At 46.1% G+C, this 19,682-nt stretch carries 14 protein-coding genes; 13 read left to right on the top strand and 1 reads right to left on the bottom strand.

What is annotated here, in order from left to right:
* Nucleotides 1-70: 70 nt before the first annotated feature.
* The 9 genes from E8M12_RS10990 to tviB all read left to right on the top strand — a co-directional run bounded on the left by E8M12_RS10990 (nt 71) and on the right by tviB (nt 10,041).
* The gene (locus E8M12_RS10990) at nt 71-1,318 is read left to right on the top strand and encodes an outer membrane beta-barrel protein (protein ID WP_136736190.1); all 1,248 of its coding nucleotides are present in this window, start codon (nt 71-73) and stop codon (nt 1,316-1,318) included.
* A gap of 57 nt (nt 1,319-1,375) precedes the next feature.
* Nucleotides 1,376-1,936, top strand: coding sequence for a polysaccharide biosynthesis/export family protein (locus E8M12_RS10985; protein ID WP_246034112.1), 561 nt, complete (start codon nt 1,376-1,378; stop codon nt 1,934-1,936).
* Nucleotides 1,937-1,944: 8 nt separating this feature from the next.
* The gene (locus E8M12_RS10980; protein ID WP_169303125.1) at nt 1,945-4,239 is read left to right on the top strand and encodes a GumC family protein; all 2,295 of its coding nucleotides are present in this window, start codon (nt 1,945-1,947) and stop codon (nt 4,237-4,239) included.
* Nucleotides 4,223-4,807 (top strand): hypothetical protein, encoded by a 585-nt coding sequence (locus E8M12_RS10975; RefSeq protein ID WP_136736188.1) that lies wholly within the window; start codon nt 4,223-4,225, stop codon nt 4,805-4,807. The genes E8M12_RS10980 and E8M12_RS10975 overlap by 17 nt, the downstream gene beginning before the upstream one ends.
* 378 nt (nt 4,808-5,185) lie before the next feature.
* Nucleotides 5,186-6,289, top strand: a complete 1,104-nt coding sequence (rfbB, locus tag E8M12_RS10970; protein ID WP_136736187.1) for a dTDP-glucose 4,6-dehydratase — start codon at nt 5,186-5,188, stop codon at nt 6,287-6,289.
* The gene (rfbA, locus tag E8M12_RS10965; protein WP_136736186.1) at nt 6,276-7,196 is read left to right on the top strand and encodes a glucose-1-phosphate thymidylyltransferase RfbA; all 921 of its coding nucleotides are present in this window, start codon (nt 6,276-6,278) and stop codon (nt 7,194-7,196) included. Before rfbB ends, rfbA begins: the two co-directional genes overlap by 14 nt.
* Nucleotides 7,168-7,728, top strand: coding sequence for a dTDP-4-dehydrorhamnose 3,5-epimerase (rfbC, locus tag E8M12_RS10960; protein ID WP_136736185.1), 561 nt, complete (start codon nt 7,168-7,170; stop codon nt 7,726-7,728). Before rfbA ends, rfbC begins: the two co-directional genes overlap by 29 nt.
* A 36-nt stretch (nt 7,729-7,764) precedes the next feature.
* A complete protein-coding gene (rfbD, locus tag E8M12_RS10955; protein WP_136736184.1) occupies nt 7,765-8,664 on the top strand; it encodes a dTDP-4-dehydrorhamnose reductase in 900 nt (299 codons plus the stop codon).
* Nucleotides 8,665-8,766: 102 nt separating this feature from the next.
* A complete protein-coding gene (gene tviB, locus E8M12_RS10950; protein ID WP_136736183.1) occupies nt 8,767-10,041 on the top strand; it encodes a Vi polysaccharide biosynthesis UDP-N-acetylglucosamine C-6 dehydrogenase TviB in 1,275 nt (424 codons plus the stop codon).
* Between the two features lie 16 nt (nt 10,042-10,057).
* Here tviB and mutS read toward each other — a convergent pair whose 3' ends face one another.
* Nucleotides 10,058-12,631, bottom strand: coding sequence for a DNA mismatch repair protein MutS (gene mutS, locus E8M12_RS10945; protein ID WP_211245031.1), 2,574 nt, complete (start codon nt 12,629-12,631; stop codon nt 10,058-10,060).
* Nucleotides 12,632-13,060: 429 nt separating this feature from the next.
* Between mutS and recA the strand changes: the two genes are divergently transcribed.
* From recA to E8M12_RS10925, 4 genes are all read left to right on the top strand, one after another.
* Nucleotides 13,061-14,092 carry a recombinase RecA gene (recA, locus tag E8M12_RS10940; protein ID WP_136736182.1) on the top strand — a complete coding sequence of 344 codons (1,032 nt, stop codon included), beginning with the start codon at nt 13,061-13,063 and terminating at the stop codon, nt 14,090-14,092.
* Between the two features lie 222 nt (nt 14,093-14,314).
* Nucleotides 14,315-15,253, top strand: a complete 939-nt coding sequence (metA, locus tag E8M12_RS10935) for a homoserine O-acetyltransferase MetA (RefSeq protein WP_136736181.1) — start codon at nt 14,315-14,317, stop codon at nt 15,251-15,253.
* Between the two features lie 5 nt (nt 15,254-15,258).
* The gene (gene metH, locus E8M12_RS10930) at nt 15,259-18,936 is read left to right on the top strand and encodes a methionine synthase (RefSeq protein WP_136736180.1); all 3,678 of its coding nucleotides are present in this window, start codon (nt 15,259-15,261) and stop codon (nt 18,934-18,936) included.
* Between the two features lie 271 nt (nt 18,937-19,207).
* Nucleotides 19,208-19,681: a regulatory protein RecX gene (locus E8M12_RS10925; protein ID WP_136736179.1), complete on the top strand. Its 474-nt coding sequence runs from the start codon at nt 19,208-19,210 to the stop codon at nt 19,679-19,681.
* The last annotated feature ends 1 nt before the right edge of the window (nt 19,682 follow it).

Raw genomic sequence — 19,682 nt, 5'->3', positions numbered from 1 at the left:
CGTTGCTTGCTGCACGGATATTGATTAACATACCGCTAACAGGCTAATAATAAAAATTAGGCCCCCCGAGATGTTTAATAACAGACAGTATCTTTGCGCTATGATACTGATGTCGTTTCAGGCATCAGCCGTAGAACCAAATGCCATCGACTTAGGTGGTTTTGATCTTATTCCAAGCTTGGTTATTGAACAGTCATTCGACTCCAACATACTAAAGGCGCAAGACGCGAATCAGGAAATCGATTCCTGGATTACTCAGGTGAAGCCAAAACTGGAGTTGGAAAACCTCTATCAGGGCGATGAATACCGCCTTTTCTATGAACTCAATAGTGCCTATTTTTATTCAAGTAGTGACGATAACTTTACCAACCAGGTACTGAAAGGCGAAATTAAATGGGTTTTGGATCGCTACAATCGTTTCAATGTTTTCGTCGACTATGCAATCGATCATGAACGTCGTGGTGAGGGCTATTCAATAGGTTTCGGCGATTATTATCAGCAACCTACTCAATATACGGTGACCCAGGCCGGCGCATTGTACAGTTACGGAGCACTATCAGCATTAGCGAGAATCGACATAAAAGCTAAGGTACGGGATGTTTCCTGGGAAAGCTTGTACGAGAGTGATTTAAACATTGATATTTTAGATGCGGGTAATGGCCTGGCTCCGGACCAGATTGATTTCACGCGCTGGCGCGAATATTCAATGAATGAGGTTGGCGCCACGTTTTTTCGCAAACTGACGGGTAAAACCCAGTTGACGGCCGACCTTATCATCAAAAATTTTAATTACGCTGACGATCCGTTCCAGGCGGATAACCTTGATAGTAAACAGGATGGCTTTTACCTTGGTGTTGAATGGGAATCGACCGGGCTGACCACAGGCTATGCCAAGCTGGGTTATGAACGCAAATCATTCGATTCATCTGCCAGGGGCGATGCTTCCGGAGTGCGATGGCTGGTGGGAGTATTATGGACGCCACTGACATATTCCAACTTTGATTTCTCGACATCAAGGCAGACAACCGAACAGAAAGGTCAGGGTAATGCTATCGATAACACTTATATTGGTTTGCGTTGGCACCATAAATGGTTAAATCGCCTGTCAACAACTCTGAACCTGGCCAGTAGTAATGACAAATATGAAGGCAGTGGCCGCGAAGATGATAATGGGATTTATGGTATCCATGCCAGTTACCATATGCGCCGCAATATCGACGTTGCTGCCGGTGTTAATTATATCGATCGGGACAGTAACCAAAACCTGTTTGACTACTCGGGGATGACGTTTACCGTATCCTTATTATTGACCTTGTAATAGCCATCAAATTAACCAGCGCCCATGCTGTTAACCGAAACTATGTTGTTTAACGTAATGAAAATAAAACTAAATTTAGTCAACCGGACTAACACCTTATTATTCTGCATCCTTGGTTTATTCCACCTCCCTATGGTGAATGCCGGTGAATCGATGGCAATGGAATATCGAATAGACAGTGGTGATAAGATTGCCATTGAAGTATACGGAGAGCCTGAACTTTCCCGGGAAATGCTGTTAAATGACAGTGGTAAGATTAGTTACCCGTTTTTAGGGGAATTAGCCATTCGCGGACTGACATTATTTGAGGTTGAACAAAAGATTCACCAAGGGTTACTGGGTGATTACCTGATCAACCCTAGTGTGTCAGTCAGCATCATTGCCTATCGCCCATTCTTTATCGATGGGGAAGTCAAGAAACCTGGCGGCTATGCCTACCAGCCGGGCTTGACGGTCGCCAAGGCGGCAGCCCTGGCAGGCGGTTTTACTGAACGGGCGTCTTTGCAAAAAATCTTTGTCGTTCGTAGTAGCCATCCGGATAAAACCCCGCAACCCGTCGAACCGCATAGCCTGATTGGGCCGGGTGATATTATCTCCATCAAGCAAAGCTTTTTCTAGGAATGCGTGTGAGTACAACTAAACCTTTCACTGATCACCGACGGTCGATGCAATATGAGGCGAATACGCCAATGTCAGACTCTGCTGATGAAATTGACCTGGGTAAGTTATTTCGGGTGATTTGGCGTCATAAATTGGTGCTGATATCATTTTCCGCGCTGGTAACGGTACTAACCGCTATGGTTATGTCTTCGAAAACGCCAATTTACAGTGCCTCCGCCAGTCTGTTGCTGGAAGCCGAGCAAAACCGGGTACTGCAGTTGGATGATGTGTACGGCGAGGCGACAAGTGCTCAGGAATATTATTATTCTCAACTGGAGATAATTCGCTCGCGTAAAGTGGCTGAAAAAGTCGTTGCAACATTGAACCTTACCGAACACCCTTTTTTTAACCAGCCAAATGAGACACAGCCAAGCCTAAGGCAGACCTTGGTTAACTTATTAAACCCACCAGAGCCGGCTCCTCCTTTGTCGGCAGAGGAAAAAGCTGAACAGAAAAAACAGTCGGTGATTAATTATGTCTGGGGCTCAATGTCGGCGACGCCTATTTCGAAAACCCAGGTGGTAAACGTCGGCTTTGAATCACAGTCACCGCAATTAGCTGCGTTACTGGCCAATGCAATTGCCCAGGCTTACCTTGACAACCATATGGATGTAAACCTGGAGCGGATAGAGAAATCGGCGCTGTGGTTAAATTCGAGTATGGCCGGATTGAAACAAAAACTCGAACATGCAGAAGAGCAATTGGCGGTGTTTGAGGAACGTGAGTCTCTGGTTGATGTACGTGGTATTAAAAGTCTCGCGGCAAAGGAACTGGAAGAGTTATCGGGACAATTACTGCGAGCTCAACAGGAGGTCGACCAGAGTGAGTTGCTTAGTTCACTGGTTGCCGGCAATAGCGATAAGGGCGCTTTAGCGTTCGAAGACCTCAATGCCATACCCGAGGTTTTAAACCATCCGGCAGTACAAAAATTACAGCAGCAGACATTGGCAATCGAAACGAAGAAACAGGAACTTGCCAGCGTTTATGGACCCAAGCACCCTAAGATGATTGCGGTGAACGCTGAACTTGCAAAAGCGCAATTTAACGTTGAACAACAGGTAAATCGGCTGATTAAGAGCCTGGGCACCGATACCAGGCAAGCCAAACAACGGGTTCAACAATTAACGGCGGCAATCGCAGCAGCGAAAACCCGGTTTCAACGATTAACCCGAGTTGAAAATCAACACCGGGAACTGTTGCAGGAAGTGGAAACTAATCGCAACTTGTATGAAGCCTTTTTTTCACGCCTGAAAGAAACCGCACAATTAGAAGGGTTTGAAACATCGGTTGGACGGATTATCGATCCGGCAACGGTTCCTTATGCACCGTCTAAACCTCGTAAGAGCCTGGTTGTGGTATTGGCTTTGATGTTGTCATTAATGTTGGGGGTCGCTTGTGTGCTGTTAATTGAAGCCCTGAATGCGACCATACGCAGCGCCGATGACGTGGAACAAAAGCTTGCGAAAACGTTATTGGGGATCATCCCGCTGATAAATCCGGAGTCGAATAATGCATCATCACCTGGACGGCTAAAGACGTTATTCCGACAGGAGCAGAGATCATCGGCTCATACCCTACCAGCCAATTATTATTTGCTAGATCAGGATCGAGGCTTTAGTGAGGCGGTTCGTACGATCCGCACCAGCATCCAAATGCTCGGTATTGATTCGCCAACGCAAGTGATTGCGGTGACATCCACACTGCCCGGGGAAGGGAAGACTCAATTGAGTAGTAATTTATTTTATGCCCTGGGACAATTACAGAAAACCCTAATCATCGATGCGGATATGCGCCGCCCCAGTATTGCTAAGAATTTTGCCATAAGTTCAAACCAGCCGGGCCTGAGTAATTATATTGCCGGAACGCACCCGCTGGATGATTGCATTGTTGTTGACAAACATAGCCAGATGGATGTCCTGGTAGCCGGCGATTTAGCGCCAAATCCCCAGGAGCTGCTGTCATCCCCCCGATTTAAAACATTGATCGAGAGCTTAAAAGATAACTATGAGCGCATTATTGTTGATACGCCGCCAATACTTGCAGTGAGCGATGCCATCTTGATAGCAGGTTTAAGTGATGCGCTGGTTTATGTGATAAAAGCCGATGATACGAAAGAGCAACAGGTAAAAGCAGCGTTTAAACGACTGCAAACCTCGGGTATTAACGTATCCGGCATCGTGCTCAATCAAGTCGATCTGCAAAAAGCTAAATCTTATGATGCCTTTGAAGGCTATTACGATCAGTATGGTTACAGTACTTAAGCCTTTAACACAGCATCGGGTAGCCATCCTGAAAGTTATCAGCGCAGTTATTCTCGGCTTTTTAATGTATCTGGCGGCATCGTTTGGTATTGCTAACTTATATTTTAAGCAGGCACAACATCAGCTTAATCATTGGCAATTTGCTGGTAACGTCAGTAGCGAGCGTGATTACAGACAGGCGCTTGATGATATTAATAGCGCATTGCTTTTTCATTCCCGGCACAATCAGTATCTCGAATTAAAAGCGCAAATTCTCGAATGGGGGGCAGATGATGGAATCGTCCAACCAACCGGTGCTGTGTTAATGCAGGCTAAGCAGTTATATCTGCAATCGATAAGCTCACGTCCTGCCTGGCCGGCGACCTGGGCGGCACTGGCGATGTTGAAGTGGCGCTTGCAGGAGTTTGACGGCGAGATGATTGGCTATTTGCAACAGGCATTTAAAACGGGCAAAAACAGCCCGGAAGTAAAGTTCGCCTTCCTGGAACTCGGTAAGGTCCTGGCCGACTATTATCCACATCTTTTTCAGCAAATTGAGAGCGAATATCGGTTTTATCAAAGCCTCTAGCTAAATCGCTCGTTTTGCAACTTCATTCGGTTCATCGTGATGCAATGATGATGAAAAAATGCCACCACTATGGCGAGTTCTTTTATCTATTCTATACTTCTTTTTACAACAACAAACGGGCTTAAAGGACGAGTCTTGTTCAATTGGGTATCGCATCAAACTCATTGATTGACGCTTATCGATGTTCGCATGCTGCTCAGTTTTCGGTTGCTGGAAGACCGTAATTGTCCTGTCGTACGACATATCTCCTTGGCTTATATTCGCTGCTTTGTTGCTGTTTGTGGCATCTCGCTTTCACTTATTGTCGTTCTAATTCAGAGTGGAGAAGGGAGTCGCCCGAAATTTTCCTGATTTGATAGATTAGAAAATGGAAGTGCTATGAAAATAATCGTTACCGGGGGCGCAGGCTTTATTGGCAGTGCAGTCATTCGCCATATACTCGAACATACATCGGATCATGTTGTTAATTATGACCGGCTGACCTACGCGGGAAACCTTGACTCAATTCCGCAGCGCTTAGCTCGCCTTGAGGACGGAAATCCTGGCAACTGCCGATATCAGTTTATCAAGGGGGATATTTGTGACGCTGAATTATTCACCGCGTTAATCAATCAATTTCAACCTGACATTATTATGCATCTGGCGGCGGAGTCCCATGTCGATCGCTCAATTGACGACCCAGCGGTGTTTGTTCGCACCAATGTGTTAGGTACCTGCAATTTACTCGAGTGCACACGCAAATATTGGCGTCAGCTTCCCATCAACAGGCAAAAAACATTCAGGTTTTTGCATGTTTCTACCGATGAGGTGTTTGGTGATTTGGACAATAACGACGACAAGTTTGATGAGCAAACGCCTTATGCGCCTTCAAGTCCGTATTCGTCCTCCAAGGCAGGCAGTGATCATTTGGTTCGGGCCTGGGGGCGCACCTATGGCTTACCCGTATTAATTACCAATTGCTCCAATAACTATGGCCCCTATCAATTTCCAGAAAAACTGATCCCGCACATGATTCTCAATGCCCTGCAAGGTCAACCGTTACCCGTGTATGGCGATGGTAGGCAAATCCGTGACTGGCTTTATGTGGACGATCATGCTGAAGCGCTGTTGTCGGTGGCTAAGCATGGTATGCCCGGAGAAACCTATACAATTGGCGGCAATAGTGAGCTGACCAATATTCAGGTAGTGAAAACCATTTGTAATTTATTGAATGCCAAAATCCAGAATAAACCGGCGAATGTCGAGGATTTTAATGACTTAATTACCTATGTCAGTGACCGGCCGGGACATGACAAACGTTATGCCATTGATGCCTCAAAAATCGCCCGGACTCTTGATTGGCGCCCGCAGCAATCCTTTGAGTCAGGCATTGAACAAACTATTCAGTGGTATCTCGATAATGACCAGTGGTGGCAACGGGTGGTCTCGGGAGAGTACCAACTCATTCGATTAGGAGATCGCCGATATCATGAAACCCTATAAAGGCATTATATTAGCGGGTGGTTCCGGTACCCGCCTGCATCCCATAACCATGGGTGTCTCGAAACAACTGTTGCCCGTCTACGACAAGCCGATGATTTATTACCCGTTGTCAGTATTGATGCTGGCGGGCATCAAGGATGTACTGGTGATATCGACACCGGAAGACTTACCCGGTTTTAAACGGCTTTTGCAAAATGGTGAGCGCTTCGGCCTCAATTTAGAGTATGCCGAGCAACCTTCGCCGGACGGGTTGGCGCAAGCATTCATCATTGGTGAACAGTTTATCGGTGATGCCAATGTGTGCCTGGTGCTCGGCGATAACATTTTTTATGGACAACACTTTACCGACAAACTGAAACAAGCGATCGAGTTTGACAGCGGCGCCATGGTGTTTGGCTATCACGTCAAAGACCCAGAACGATTTGGGGTGGTCGAGTTTGATGCCGAAGGCAAGGCTCAAAGCATTGAAGAGAAGCCACAAATACCTAAATCTAACTATGCGGTAACTGGCCTTTATTTTTACGATAACCGTGTCGTTGATATCGCCAAACGAATCAAACCGTCGCCGCGCGGTGAATTGGAGATAACCGAAGTTAATAATGAGTATCTGCGCATGGGTGAATTAAACGTTACCATCCTTGGTCGTGGTTGCGCCTGGCTTGATACCGGTACCCATGATTCATTGGCTGAAGCGGGTAACTTTGTTCAGGCCGTAGAAAAGCGTCAGGGGCTGAAAGTGGCCTGCCTTGAAGAGATAGGCTATCGCAACGGTTGGTTGTCTTCGCGGCAATTGCAAACCTCAATTGAGCGTTACCAAAAAACCGAATACGGACAATATCTGGCGTCTTTGATGCCGATGGAATTGAGTAATAAATACGATGAAAGTTATCGATACAAAAATCTCTGATTTAAAAGTGATTGAGCCACAAACCTTTGGCGATGACCGAGGATTTTTTCTGGAAACCTTTCAGTCGCAACGGTATCGCGAGCTCGTGGGAATCGAGGATGATTTTGTCCAGGACAACTATTCCCGCTCAGGCAAGGGAGTATTGCGAGGCCTGCACTTCCAAATCAAAAAGCCGCAAGGCAAGCTCGTCAGGGTAGTACGTGGTGAAGTGTTTGATGTTGCCGTCGATATTCGTCGTGACTCGCTAACATTCGGCAGCTGGCATGGTGAAGTACTGTCTGAGGACAATAAGCGGCAGTTTTGGATACCGCCAGGCTTTGCTCATGGTTTCGTGGTGCTCTCGGATATCGCCGACTTTGAATACAAGTGCACGGATTTTTACGATCCTGCTGATGAGGGCTCGCTGCTGTGGAATGATATGCAATTGGATATTCAGTGGCCAATGAAGGAGCTTGGCGAGATTACCCTGTCAGATAAAGACAGGCGTGCGGCGCCGTTTTCACAATTTTTAAACAATCAACAGCATTACTGATACCGCTGCAGATAAACCAATTTAAAGGACTAACCCATGAACATACTTGTTATTGGTAAATATGGACAGTTGGCATCCTCGCTCCGCGAGGTCGCAGGTGAACAAGCCGACCAGATGGAGAAGCATTTCTGGTATTTTGCCCCGTCCAGTGAACTGAATGTTGCCGATCGTAAATCGGTACAACAGCTCTTTGCGCGCGTTTGCCCGGACGTGGTCGTTAATACCGCAGCCTACACACAAGTCGACAAGGCGGAGCAGGAAGTAGAGTTAGCGATAGCCGTTAATCAGCTTGGCTGTAAAAACTTAGCCATCGCCTGTGCCAACCTCAATATTCCTCTTGTTCATATTTCAACCGATTATGTATTTTCAGGGGACCATCAATCACCTTACACCCCTGGCGAGAAAACCTGCCCGCAAAATGTTTACGGATTAACTAAGTATCTGGGAGAGCAGGAAGTGATGACCTACTTAAGCCAGTTTGTGATCATCCGCACTGCCTGGGTATTTAGTGAATACGGTAATAATTTTGTCAGGGCGATGATAAAACTGGCACGTCGGAAACAGGAGTTTAATGTAGTCGATGATCAAGTTGGTAATCCGACTTATGCTGGTGATTTAGCGCGCAGCATCGTCGAAATTATCGATGCCATAGACGCGGGAGAAAAACAGTGGGGAATCTATCATTACAATGGCTCCTCATCGACTTCCTGGTATGAATTCGCCCGGGAAATCTTTGCGCTTGCCCACCAACATTCGCTTATTGACCAGCTTCCTTCGATTTCGCCTATCGCTTCTGAGGATTACCCAACAGCGGCAAAACGACCAACGTTTTCAGCCATGTGTAATGAAAAAATAACCCGGCGCTGGCGGGTAAAACCCAGTAACTGGAAAAAGGGCTTAATGAAGGTTATTGACCGGGAGAGGCAGGATATTTGAATGCGCCGACTAACGGCTATAACAAGCTAAAATATGGCGGCAGCAGGATCTTCTTCTATACTTTTCATTAATAAAAACAACCATTAGCATCAAGAGAGTGTTATGGCTTTTACAACAACAAAAATCGCAGTGATCGGCCTTGGCTATGTCGGGCTTCCTCTTGCCGTAGAGTTTGGCAAAAAGTATCTTACCAAAGGCTTTGATATCAATCCGGATCGTATTGAAGAATTGAAAAACGGTCAGGATAACACCCTGGAAGTAAATCCTGAGCAACTGAAAAGCTCATCACGATTAACCTTTAGCAGTGATATCGAGGATATTCGGGCCTGTAACTTTTATGTCGTAACGGTTCCTACGCCAATTGATAAACACAAACAGCCGGATCTGACACCATTGCTCAAAGCCAGTGAAATGCTCGGTAAGGTGATCGATAAAGGCGATATTGTTGTATATGAATCGACGGTTTATCCAGGAGCGACGGAAGAGGACTGTATTCCGGTCATTGAAAAAGTATCTGGGCTGAAATTTAATCAGGATTTTTATGCGGGATATTCGCCTGAGCGGATAAACCCCGGTGATAAACAACATACGGTAACCCAGATCCTCAAAGTTACTTCCGGCTCAACACCGGAAATTGCCGATAAAATTGATGCGATTTATCAGTCGGTGATCACCGCAGGTACCCATAAAGCTTCGTCAATCAAGGTCGCAGAAGCGGCGAAAGTCATCGAAAATACCCAACGTGACGTTAATATTGCGCTTATCAATGAACTGGCAATTATCTTCAATAAACTTGATATTGATACGCTTGAAGTTTTACAGGCGGCGGGTACCAAATGGAACTTCCTGCCGTTTCGTCCAGGCCTGGTTGGTGGCCATTGTATCGGCGTTGATCCTTATTATTTAACTCAAAAAGCTCAGGATATCGGCTATCACCCGCAAATGATTTTAGCAGGCAGACACTTAAATGATGGCATGGGCGAGTATGTGGTCAGCCAATTGGTCAAAAACATGATGAAGCAACATGCCAAGGTGGAGCATGCTAATGTATTGGTTATGGGGTTGACCTTCAAAGAAAATTGCCCGGATCTCCGCAACACCAAAGTCATAGATATTATTAATGAGTTAAAAGAATACAATATGAACGTTGATGTTACCGACCCCTGGTGCAACAAAAGTGAGGCCAAATCTCTGTACGACATCGATGTCATATCGAGACCGAAAACCGATCATTACGATGCGATAATCCTGGCGGTTGCTCATCGTGAGTACCTGGAACTGACCACTTCAGAAATTCGCGAGTGGGGCAGGCGAGGTCATTTTATTTATGACCTCAAATATGTTTTACCCAAAGCCGAAGTTGACCTCAGGCTTTAACACCTGAGGTATCGTGTTAGAGCGTTTCCTTTAGCTCGTACAAGTATTGCAAAGCTTGCCGAGGGCTTAACGCATCAACATCAAGGTGCTGTAACTTATCAATCACCGGATGGTCTTCATTAAAACTGAATGATGCCTGCGGAGCAGCACCTTGTGTCTCAACAGTCACTGGCTGGTTTTGAACAACCGCTTCCAATTCTTTTAATCGTTGTTTCGCGCGTTTTACTACCGCCTTCGGGACACCTGCCAACTGCGCCACTTGCAAACCAAAGCTCTTGCTGGCTGCACCCTCCTGAACCGCATGCATAAAGACAATGGAATCGTCATGCTCGACCGCGTCCAAATGTATATTCGCCAACGTGTCCAATTGCTCTGCCAGTTGCGTTAACTCAAAATAATGGGTCGCAAACAGGGTAAAGGCTTTGGTTTTTTGGGCCAGGTATTCTGCGCAGGCCCAGGCCAGTGACAGACCGTCATAGGTGCTGGTACCGCGGCCGATTTCATCGAGTAATACTAAACTTTTATCACTTGCATTATGCAGGATATTCGCCGTTTCTGTCATTTCCACCATAAAGGTCGAACGTCCCGATGCCAGATCATCGGAGGCGCCGATTCGCGTAAAAATACGGTCGACAATGCCAATTTCCGCCTGTTCAGCAGGTACATAACTACCGATGTGGGCCAGTAACACTATCAGGGCCGTCTGGCGCATATAGGTTGATTTACCGCCCATATTCGGACCCGTGATGATTAGCATTTGCTGCGCTTCGCTCAAGCGGACCGGGTTGGCAATAAAGGGTTGTTCACTCACCTGTTCCACTACCGGATGGCGACCTGCTTTGATATCAATGATACGTTCACAACTAAGTTCAGGTTGCTGGTAATTCAATGATACTGCGCGTTCACTTAAATTGCTCAGTACATCGAGGCTGGCAACTGCATCGGCACAACGTTGCAGTCGATCAATTTCTGGTAGTAACTGGTCGAATAATTCGTCATATAAACGCTTTTCCAGAGCCAGAAAACGACTTTGTGAACTTAGCACTTTTTCTTCGTGCGCCTTCAGTTCTTCGGTGATATAACGCTCATTGTTTTTAAGAGTCTGGCGGCGAATATATTCTGCCGGTACCTGTTCTGATGAGGCTCGGCTGATTTCAATAAAAAAACCGTGTACTTTGTTGTAGCCCACTTTTAAGCTACTAATGCCGGTGCGCTGTCGTTCCTGCTCTTCTAGGTCGGCGAGAAACTGACTGGCACCCTGGCTTAAGTCTCGTAATTCATCCAGCTCCTGGTGATAGTCCTCACGAATAACACCGCCGTCGCGGATCAGGACCGGGGGATTATCGACAATGGCACTCGTTAAGAGATTATGCAGGTGAGTAATTGGCTCGCTTGCGGTTTTTAGCTCGGCCAGTAACGGAGGCAGTTCGCCGCCCAGGATATCCTGGAGTTCAGGTAATAAAGCCAGGGCATTTCGTAACCTTGCCAGATCCCGGGGGCGGGCACTGCGCAGAGCCACCCGGGCAATAATACGTTCAATGTCGCCAACGCCTTTTATCACGTCATAAAGATCCGCATAGATATCCTGATCTATCAAACTGGCAATTGCTTCCTGACGATGTTGCAGCTTCTCAATATTGGTAAGTGGACTGTGCAACCACCGCTTGAACAGTCGCGATCCCATCGGTGATGCCGTTCGGTCGAGGATACTGGCAAGTGTGTTATCTTGACCACCGGCCAGATTCACGGTCAGCTCCAGGTTTTTACGGGTGGCAGCGTCAAGGATCACCGCCTCCTGATATGACTGGGCGGTAATATTACGAATATGCGGCAATGCCGTTCGTTGTGTGTCTTTTACATATTGCAATAAACAACCGCTGGCACAGATACCTAATGCATAGTCCTCAACGCCAAAGCCGATTAAATCTTTGGTGGCAAACTGCTTGGTTAATAATTTATAGCTGGTCTGGTGATCATATTCCCAGTCAGGACGACGTCTGAGTCCTTTGTAAGGCGATAAAATCCCAGGCTGGCTAAACGACTCTGGATAGAGAACCTCGGCTGGAGCAAGACGCTGCAATTCTGCCGATAGTTGTTCTGATGTTTGCGGTTCACACAAATGAAATTTACCAGAACTCATGTCCAGGTATGATACGCCGAATCGACCTTCATGTTCGTACACTGATACCAGCAAATTATCATGGCGGTCCTGTAATAACGCCTCGTCGCTCAGGGTACCTGGGGTAACAATTCTCACTACCTTACGCTCGACCGGGCCTTTGCTCGTTGCCGGGTCGCCTACCTGTTCACAAATCGCCACCGATTCACCGAGCGCGACTAACCGGGCCAGGTAATTTTCCACCGCATGATATGGCACCCCCGCCATCGGGATGGCGTTACCTCCTGACTTGCCGCGGGCAGTGAGGGAGATATCAAGTAAATCCGCCGCTTTTTTGGCATCATCAAAAAACAGCTCATAAAAATCGCCCATGCGGTAAAACAGAAGGATATGCTCAAACTCGCTTTTTATTGCGAGGTATTGACGCATCATTGGAGTATGGCTGGAGAATTGTTCAGGATTCTGGGTCATTAACTTTTATTCGTTATCTAGTGGTAAACGGGCCTGGGGTATCAGACCGAAAACGGATTATTGTTACGGCTGACGCCTTGCCTGTGCACTCGTTCGTTGTCGATGCCACTTTAAGGGTAAAGTCAGTCGCCTAGCGATGATGTTAAAAGATTTACCCTTTGATAGAAAGGGCTAGATGGTTCTGCTGCTGAATTAATAGCAATCAGGTTTGTTTTCAATACAAATACATTATTTTTGTAACCTGTGTTAGAAGGAGCCGTAAACAGCATGTAAATATCCTGTTTTATCACTTGGTATGGTTTAAGTTTTTGTTTTAAATGTATTTTTAAGGTTTTTTGAAAATAATTTAAATTTAGTATTGATACTGTACGATTATACAGTATACTGGGCAAAGTTACTGTATAAACAAGAATACGATTGGAGAGACTAATGGATGCGAACAAAGAAAAGGCCTTATCGGCGGCGTTAGGCCAGATTGAGCGCCAGTTCGGTAAAGGTTCGATTATGAAGCTGGGTGAGAACCGTAGCATGGATGTAGAGACCATTTCAACGGGATCGTTGGGACTGGACATTGCATTAGGTGCCGGCGGCTTACCAATGGGGCGGGTAATCGAGATTTACGGTCCGGAATCCAGTGGTAAAACAACGTTGACGCTGGAAGTGATTGCTGAAGCTCAACGCAATGGTAAGGTTTGTGCCTTCGTTGATGCGGAACACGCGTTAGATCCGATTTATGCGGAAAAACTGGGTGTAAACATCAACGATCTGTTAGTTTCTCAACCGGATACCGGTGAACAGGCTTTAGAAATTTGTGACATGTTGACTCGTTCTGGCGCGGTAGATGTTATCGTTGTTGACTCGGTAGCGGCACTAACACCAAAAGCTGAAATCGAAGGTGATATGGGCGACAGCCATATGGGTCTGCAGGCACGTATGTTATCTCAGGCGATGCGTAAACTGACCGGTAACCTGAAACAATCCAACACCATGTTAATCTTCATTAACCAGATTCGTATGAAGATTGGTGTGATGTTCGGTAATCCTGAAACCACTACTGGTGGTAATGCATTAAAATTCTACGCATCAGTGCGTCTGGACATTCGCCGGATCGGTGCTGTGAAAGAAGGTGAGGAAATCACCGGTAACGAGACCCGAGTCAAAGTCGTGAAAAATAAAATCGCGCCACCGTTTAAGCAGGCTGAATTCCAGATTCTTTACGGTGAAGGGGTTAACAACTTAGGTGAGCTAATTGACTTAGGTGTTAAGCACAAGTTGGTTGAGAAAGCCGGAGCCTGGTATAGCTGTAATGGCGAGCGTATCGGCCAGGGTAAAGCCAATGCGTGTAAATACTTAAAAGAAAACCCAGCAATGGCCAAAGATATCGATGGCAAGCTTCGCGCTATGCTGTTGACAGTAAAAAAAGCCAGTGACGAAGAAGTCACGGAAGCAGAAACTGAATAACGACAATTTTTCGTAACCTAAAAAGCCGCATCAGCGGCTTTTTGCATTTTTAGGGCTTGTTCATTGTTCGACAATGAACGTTTCAATCCTGTAATTAATTTAACTAAACTCATCAGCCACCTAACAAGTACACCTTTCATTTAGACGTCTATACGTTTAGATGTTGAAATGTCTTTATTGATTCAGTAGTATGGTTTCTTCGCTTTTCCGAGGAGGCGCCTGATGCCTATCAAAATTCCCGACCAGTTGCCCGCTCTCGAAGTGTTGGGGAATGAAAATATTTTTGTCATGTCCCACAACCGGGCGGATACTCAGGATATTCGTCCAATGGAAGTGGCAATCCTGAATCTGATGCCAAATAAAATTGAAGCAGAAATTCAAATCCTGAGAATGCTTTCCAATACGCCGTTGCAAATCAACATCGAGCTATTGCGCCTGCATTTGAACGAGTCGAAGAATACGCCACAAGCTCACTTGGATCAGTTCTATCGTTTATTCGATGATATTAAACACAAACACTATGACGGCCTGATAATCACTGGAGCCCCCCTTGGGCAAATTGATTATGAGCAGGTGTTATATTGGGACAAAATTTGCGAAATGTTTGACTGGACGCTTACTAATGTGACATCGACGATGTTTTCCTGTTGGGCTGCCCATGCAGCGCTATATCACTTCTACGGTATTAACAGAACTTTGCGTGAGGACAAATTATCGGGCGTCTATCAACATAATACCCTGGTGACAGATGAAGAGTTGACGCGTGGCTTTGACGAATCATTCCTGGTACCTCATTCCCGCTTTGGTGAAATCAAGCCCGAGGTTTATGCTGGCATTAGTGAGCTGTCTATTCTTGCCGAATCTGAGCAAGCTGGCGCCTATCTGGTAGCGAGTAATGATAAAAAGCTGGTGTTTGTAACCGGTCACCCGGAATATGATGCCAGAACGCTAAAGGATGAGTATTACCGCGACGTTGAGGCCAATCTTGCTCCTTCGGTTCCGGTAAATTATTTCCCCGGGAACAACCCCGAGCTCGAACCCAATAATAACTGGCGCAGTCACGGCAGTTTGTTATTTAGTAATTGGTTAAATTATTACGTGTACCAAATTACCCCTTATATCCTTGAACAGGATAGTCACGATTCCAATGCAGGAAGTTAATTGCAATGTCCGACGCTAACACAACTTTTCAACAACAACTTAAAGAACGTATCCTGGTTTTAGATGGCGCCATGGGCACTATGATCCAAAATCATAAACTGACCGAGCAGGACTTTCGTGGCGAGCGATTTAAAGACTGGCAATGTGACCTAAAAGGCAATAATGACCTGCTGGTGCTGACGCAACCGAAAATCATCGCAGATATTCATCGTCAGTATCTGTTAGCTGGTGCTGACATTATCGAGACCAACACCTTCAATGCCACACCGATAGCAATGGCAGATTATGAAATGCAATCCGTTAGTCGGGAAATTAACCTTGTTGCGGCACAAATCGCCAGAAAGGTCGCCGATGAGGTAACAGCTGAACAACAGGATAAACCCCGGTTTGTTGCTGGTGTGTTAGGGCCAACTAACCGCACCTGTTCAATATCTCCAGACGTTAACAATCCAGCGTTTCGTAATATCGAGTTTGACCAGTTAAAAGATGCCTACATTGAATCAACGACTGCTTTGATAGAAGGCGGCGCGGATTTGATTATGGTGGAAACCATCTTTGATACCCTCAATGCAAAAGCTGCAATCGTAGCCATTGAAGAGGTTTTTGAATCCGTAGGCAAGCGCCTGCCGATTATGATTTCCGGAACCATTACCGATGCTTCCGGCAGAACACTATCTGGACAGACTACAGAGGCCTTCTATAACTCTTTGCGTCACGCCAACCCGGTTGCTTTTGGATTGAACTGTGCTCTTGGTCCAGTGGAACTGCGCCAGTACGTAGAAGAGTTATCCCGAATTAGTGAGTGTGCGGTAAGTGCACACCCCAATGCCGGATTACCAAACGCCTTTGGTGAATACGATTTTACCGTTAACGATATGAATGATCACATCAGGGAATGGGCCGAATCCGGGTTTTTAAACATTGTTGGCGGATGTTGCGGAACCACGCCGGCTCATATCAAAGGTATCGCCGATACCGTCGCAGGTATCACTCCTCGTAAGATCGAGAAAAAGCCCGTTGCCTGTCGTCTGTCTGGCCTGGAAGCACTGACTATCAGTGAAGACAGTTTATTTGTGAATGTAGGTGAGCGCACTAATGTTACCGGCTCAGCGATATTCAGACGATTAATTACCGAAGAAAAGTACGACGAAGCCATAGCCGTTGCTTTGCAACAGGTTGAAAACGGTGCGCAAATCATCGACATCAACATGGATGAAGGTATGCTGGATTCGAAAGCGGCGATGATTACTTTTCTAAACTTGATTGCCGGTGAACCGGATATCGCCAAAGTACCGATCATGCTCGACTCTTCAAAGTGGGATATTCTCGCTGCTGGCTTGAAATGCATCCAGGGCAAAGGTGTCGTTAACTCGATATCGTTAAAAGAAGGCGAAGCGGCATTTCGCGAGCAAGCGAAAACCATTCGCCGCTACGGGGCGGCGGTCATTGTTATGGCGTTCGATGAAGTAGGGCAGGCAGATACCCGCGCCCGCAAAGTAGAAATATGTCAACGGGCTTATCGTATACTTGTCGATGACATTGGCTTTCCGCCCGAAGATATCATCTTCGATCCGAATATCTTTGCCATCGCCACCGGTATCGAAGAGCACAATAACTATGCGGTAGATTTTATTCAGGCAACGAAAGATATTAAGGAAACCTTGCCACATGCCATGGTTTCTGGCGGCGTTTCTAATGTGTCGTTTTCGTTTAGGGGCAACAATCCGGTTCGCGAAGCTATCCATGCTGTATTTCTCTACCATGCCATCAAAAATGGCATGGACATGGGAATTGTTAACGCCGGGCAACTAGCGATTTATCAGGACATTCCTAAGGATTTATTAGAGGCCGTTGAAGATGTGGTGCAAAACAAAGATGACGGTGCTACTGAGCGCCTACTCGACATTGCTGAACAGTATCGGGGGCAACAGTCCGCTGCTACGAACAAAGCCGATTTGGCCTGGCGGGAATTACCGGTCAACAAGCGTCTCGAGCATGCGTTGGTTAAAGGCATTAATGAATTTATCGTTGCAGACACCGAAGAAGCCAGGGTAAATGCCTCCAGACCCTTAGATGTTATCGAAGGGCCATTAATGGATGGTATGAATGTGGTCGGCGATCTATTCGGGGAAGGGCAGATGTTTTTGCCGCAGGTGGTAAAATCCGCGCGGGTAATGAAACAGGCGGTTGCTCATCTACAGCCGTTTATCGAACAGGAAAAAACCGAGGCCAGTTCTAATGGTAAAGTGTTGTTGGCAACGGTAAAAGGCGATGTTCACGATATCGGCAAAAACATTGTCGGTGTTGTCCTGCAGTGTAATAACTTCGAAGTGATTGACCTGGGTGTGATGGTACCCTGCGAAAAAATTCTGCAGGTCGCCAGGCAGGAAAATGTCGATGTTATCGGCTTGTCCGGGCTGATCACCCCAAGCCTTGATGAAATGGTACATGTAGCCTCTGAAATGCAGCGCCAGCAATTTGATATCCCCCTGCTTATCGGAGGAGCCACAACATCAAAAGCCCATACGGCAGTGAAAATTGAACAAAACTATGATCATGGTGTGGTGTATGTACCTAATGCGTCTCGCAGTGTGTCCGTGGTCGGTTCATTATTATCGAAAGAGCTAAAAGCATCACTGTTAGAAAGAATGAGCCGCGAATATGAAACCATTCGGGAACGCCATAACAACAAAGGACCTCGTTCTAATCTGGTAAGCCTTGAAGCTGCCAGGGCAAACCGTTTTCCACTTTCTTTTGAAGAATACACGCCGAAAACACCGAATAAGCTCGGAGTGACGGTGCTCGAACAGTTAGACCTGAATATTATTCGCAATTATATCGACTGGACCCCTTTCTTCTTAACCTGGCAACTGTCTGGTAAGTATCCAAAAATCTTCGAACATCCACTAGTTGGCGAAGAGGCAAAGACGTTATTTGATGATGCTAATGCGATGATTGATGACATTATTGCCAATCAACGAATTCAGGCAAAAGCCGTTATTGGTTTGTTTCCGGCACATCGCAATGGCGATGATATTGAGGTATTTGCCGATGAAGGCAAACAGGACGTTTTAATGACCCTGTGTCAGTTGCGTCAGCAAACTGAAAAGAAAGAAGGGCAGTACAATCGCTGCTTAAGTGATTATCTGGCGGATAAGGATCAGGGCATCAACGATTATGTGGGCGCTTTTGCGGTCTCTGCTGGTTTCGGTGCCGATGAACTGGTTAAAACTTATGACGAAGAGCACGATACCTATAACAGCATTTTATTAAAAGCGGTTGCCGACCGCTTAGCTGAAGCCAGTGCCGAATATCTGCATGAGCAAGTGCGTACTCACTATTGGGGCTATGCCGCTGGGGAACAATTTGATAATGAAGCGTTAATTCGCGAACAATATCAGGGTATTCGCCCGGCTCCAGGGTATCCAGCTTGTCCTGAGCATACTGAGAAAGGCAAGCTTTGGTCATTGCTTAACGTCGAGGAAAACATCGGCATGGAGCTCACTTCAAGTTATGCCATGTGGCCTGGTGCTGCGGTTAGTGGTTGGTATTTTGCACATCCTGATAGTAAGTATTTTGCGGTAGCCAAAATTGATAAAGTGCAGGCGACGGATTATGCCGGGCGAAAAGCGATGGGTATTGAAGAAGCGGAAAAATGGCTGGCGCCAAATTTAGATTATTAATCAGCAGCAATACAAGCTTAAGTAAGGAAAAAAGGGCATCGAACGATGTCCTTTTTTCGTATTGTTCAGCCATTATTAGTCTCAATCCGCAATCCTGTTTATTTACTAATCGGAAGCGATTTGGCTAGTGAATGATTTGTGCTTTGATATATTTGCATAGCTGATTTGTTTGCCAATTGCATACTGGCGTTAAAAACGTCACTAGCTACCTGTATTTTTATTTTTATGTAGGTAAAATGGGCGGGTCTTCAAATACAGATATAGGAACGACGTGTCGGAACAACCAGCGCAAGCAATTAATAAGGAAGTGAAAAAAGCGGCTTACAATTATTTAGCCAGACGAGAACATTCCCTGCAGGAGTTAAGGCAAAAATTAACACTTAAGGAATATTCTGGTGACGACATTGAGCTGGTACTGGAAAAACTGGTTGAGCAGGATATTCAAAGTGACCTTCGTTATGCACAAAGCGTAATCCGACAACGTATTGCAAAAGGCTATGGTCGTTCCTATATCAATAATGAATTGAAACACAAAGGACTCGCCTCTGGTACAATACATGAGGCCCTGATCAGCGAGCCGACCGACTGGTTCGAACTCGCCAAAGGTGTGTACCAAAAGCGATATGGCGACACCGCTATTACTGATCAGAAAGACAAAGCCAAACGCGTGCGATTTTTACAATCCCGGGGTTTTGATTTTGAACAAATTTCCGCTGCAATGACAATAGATGAAGTTGGACAATGAC

The sequence above is a fragment of the Thalassotalea mangrovi genome (assembly GCF_005116735.1).
In the GTDB taxonomy this organism is placed as follows: domain Bacteria; phylum Pseudomonadota; class Gammaproteobacteria; order Enterobacterales; family Alteromonadaceae; genus Thalassotalea_A; species Thalassotalea_A mangrovi.
Note: the sequence above shows the minus strand (reverse complement) of the source record. Positions and strands in the feature narration are given on the sequence as shown.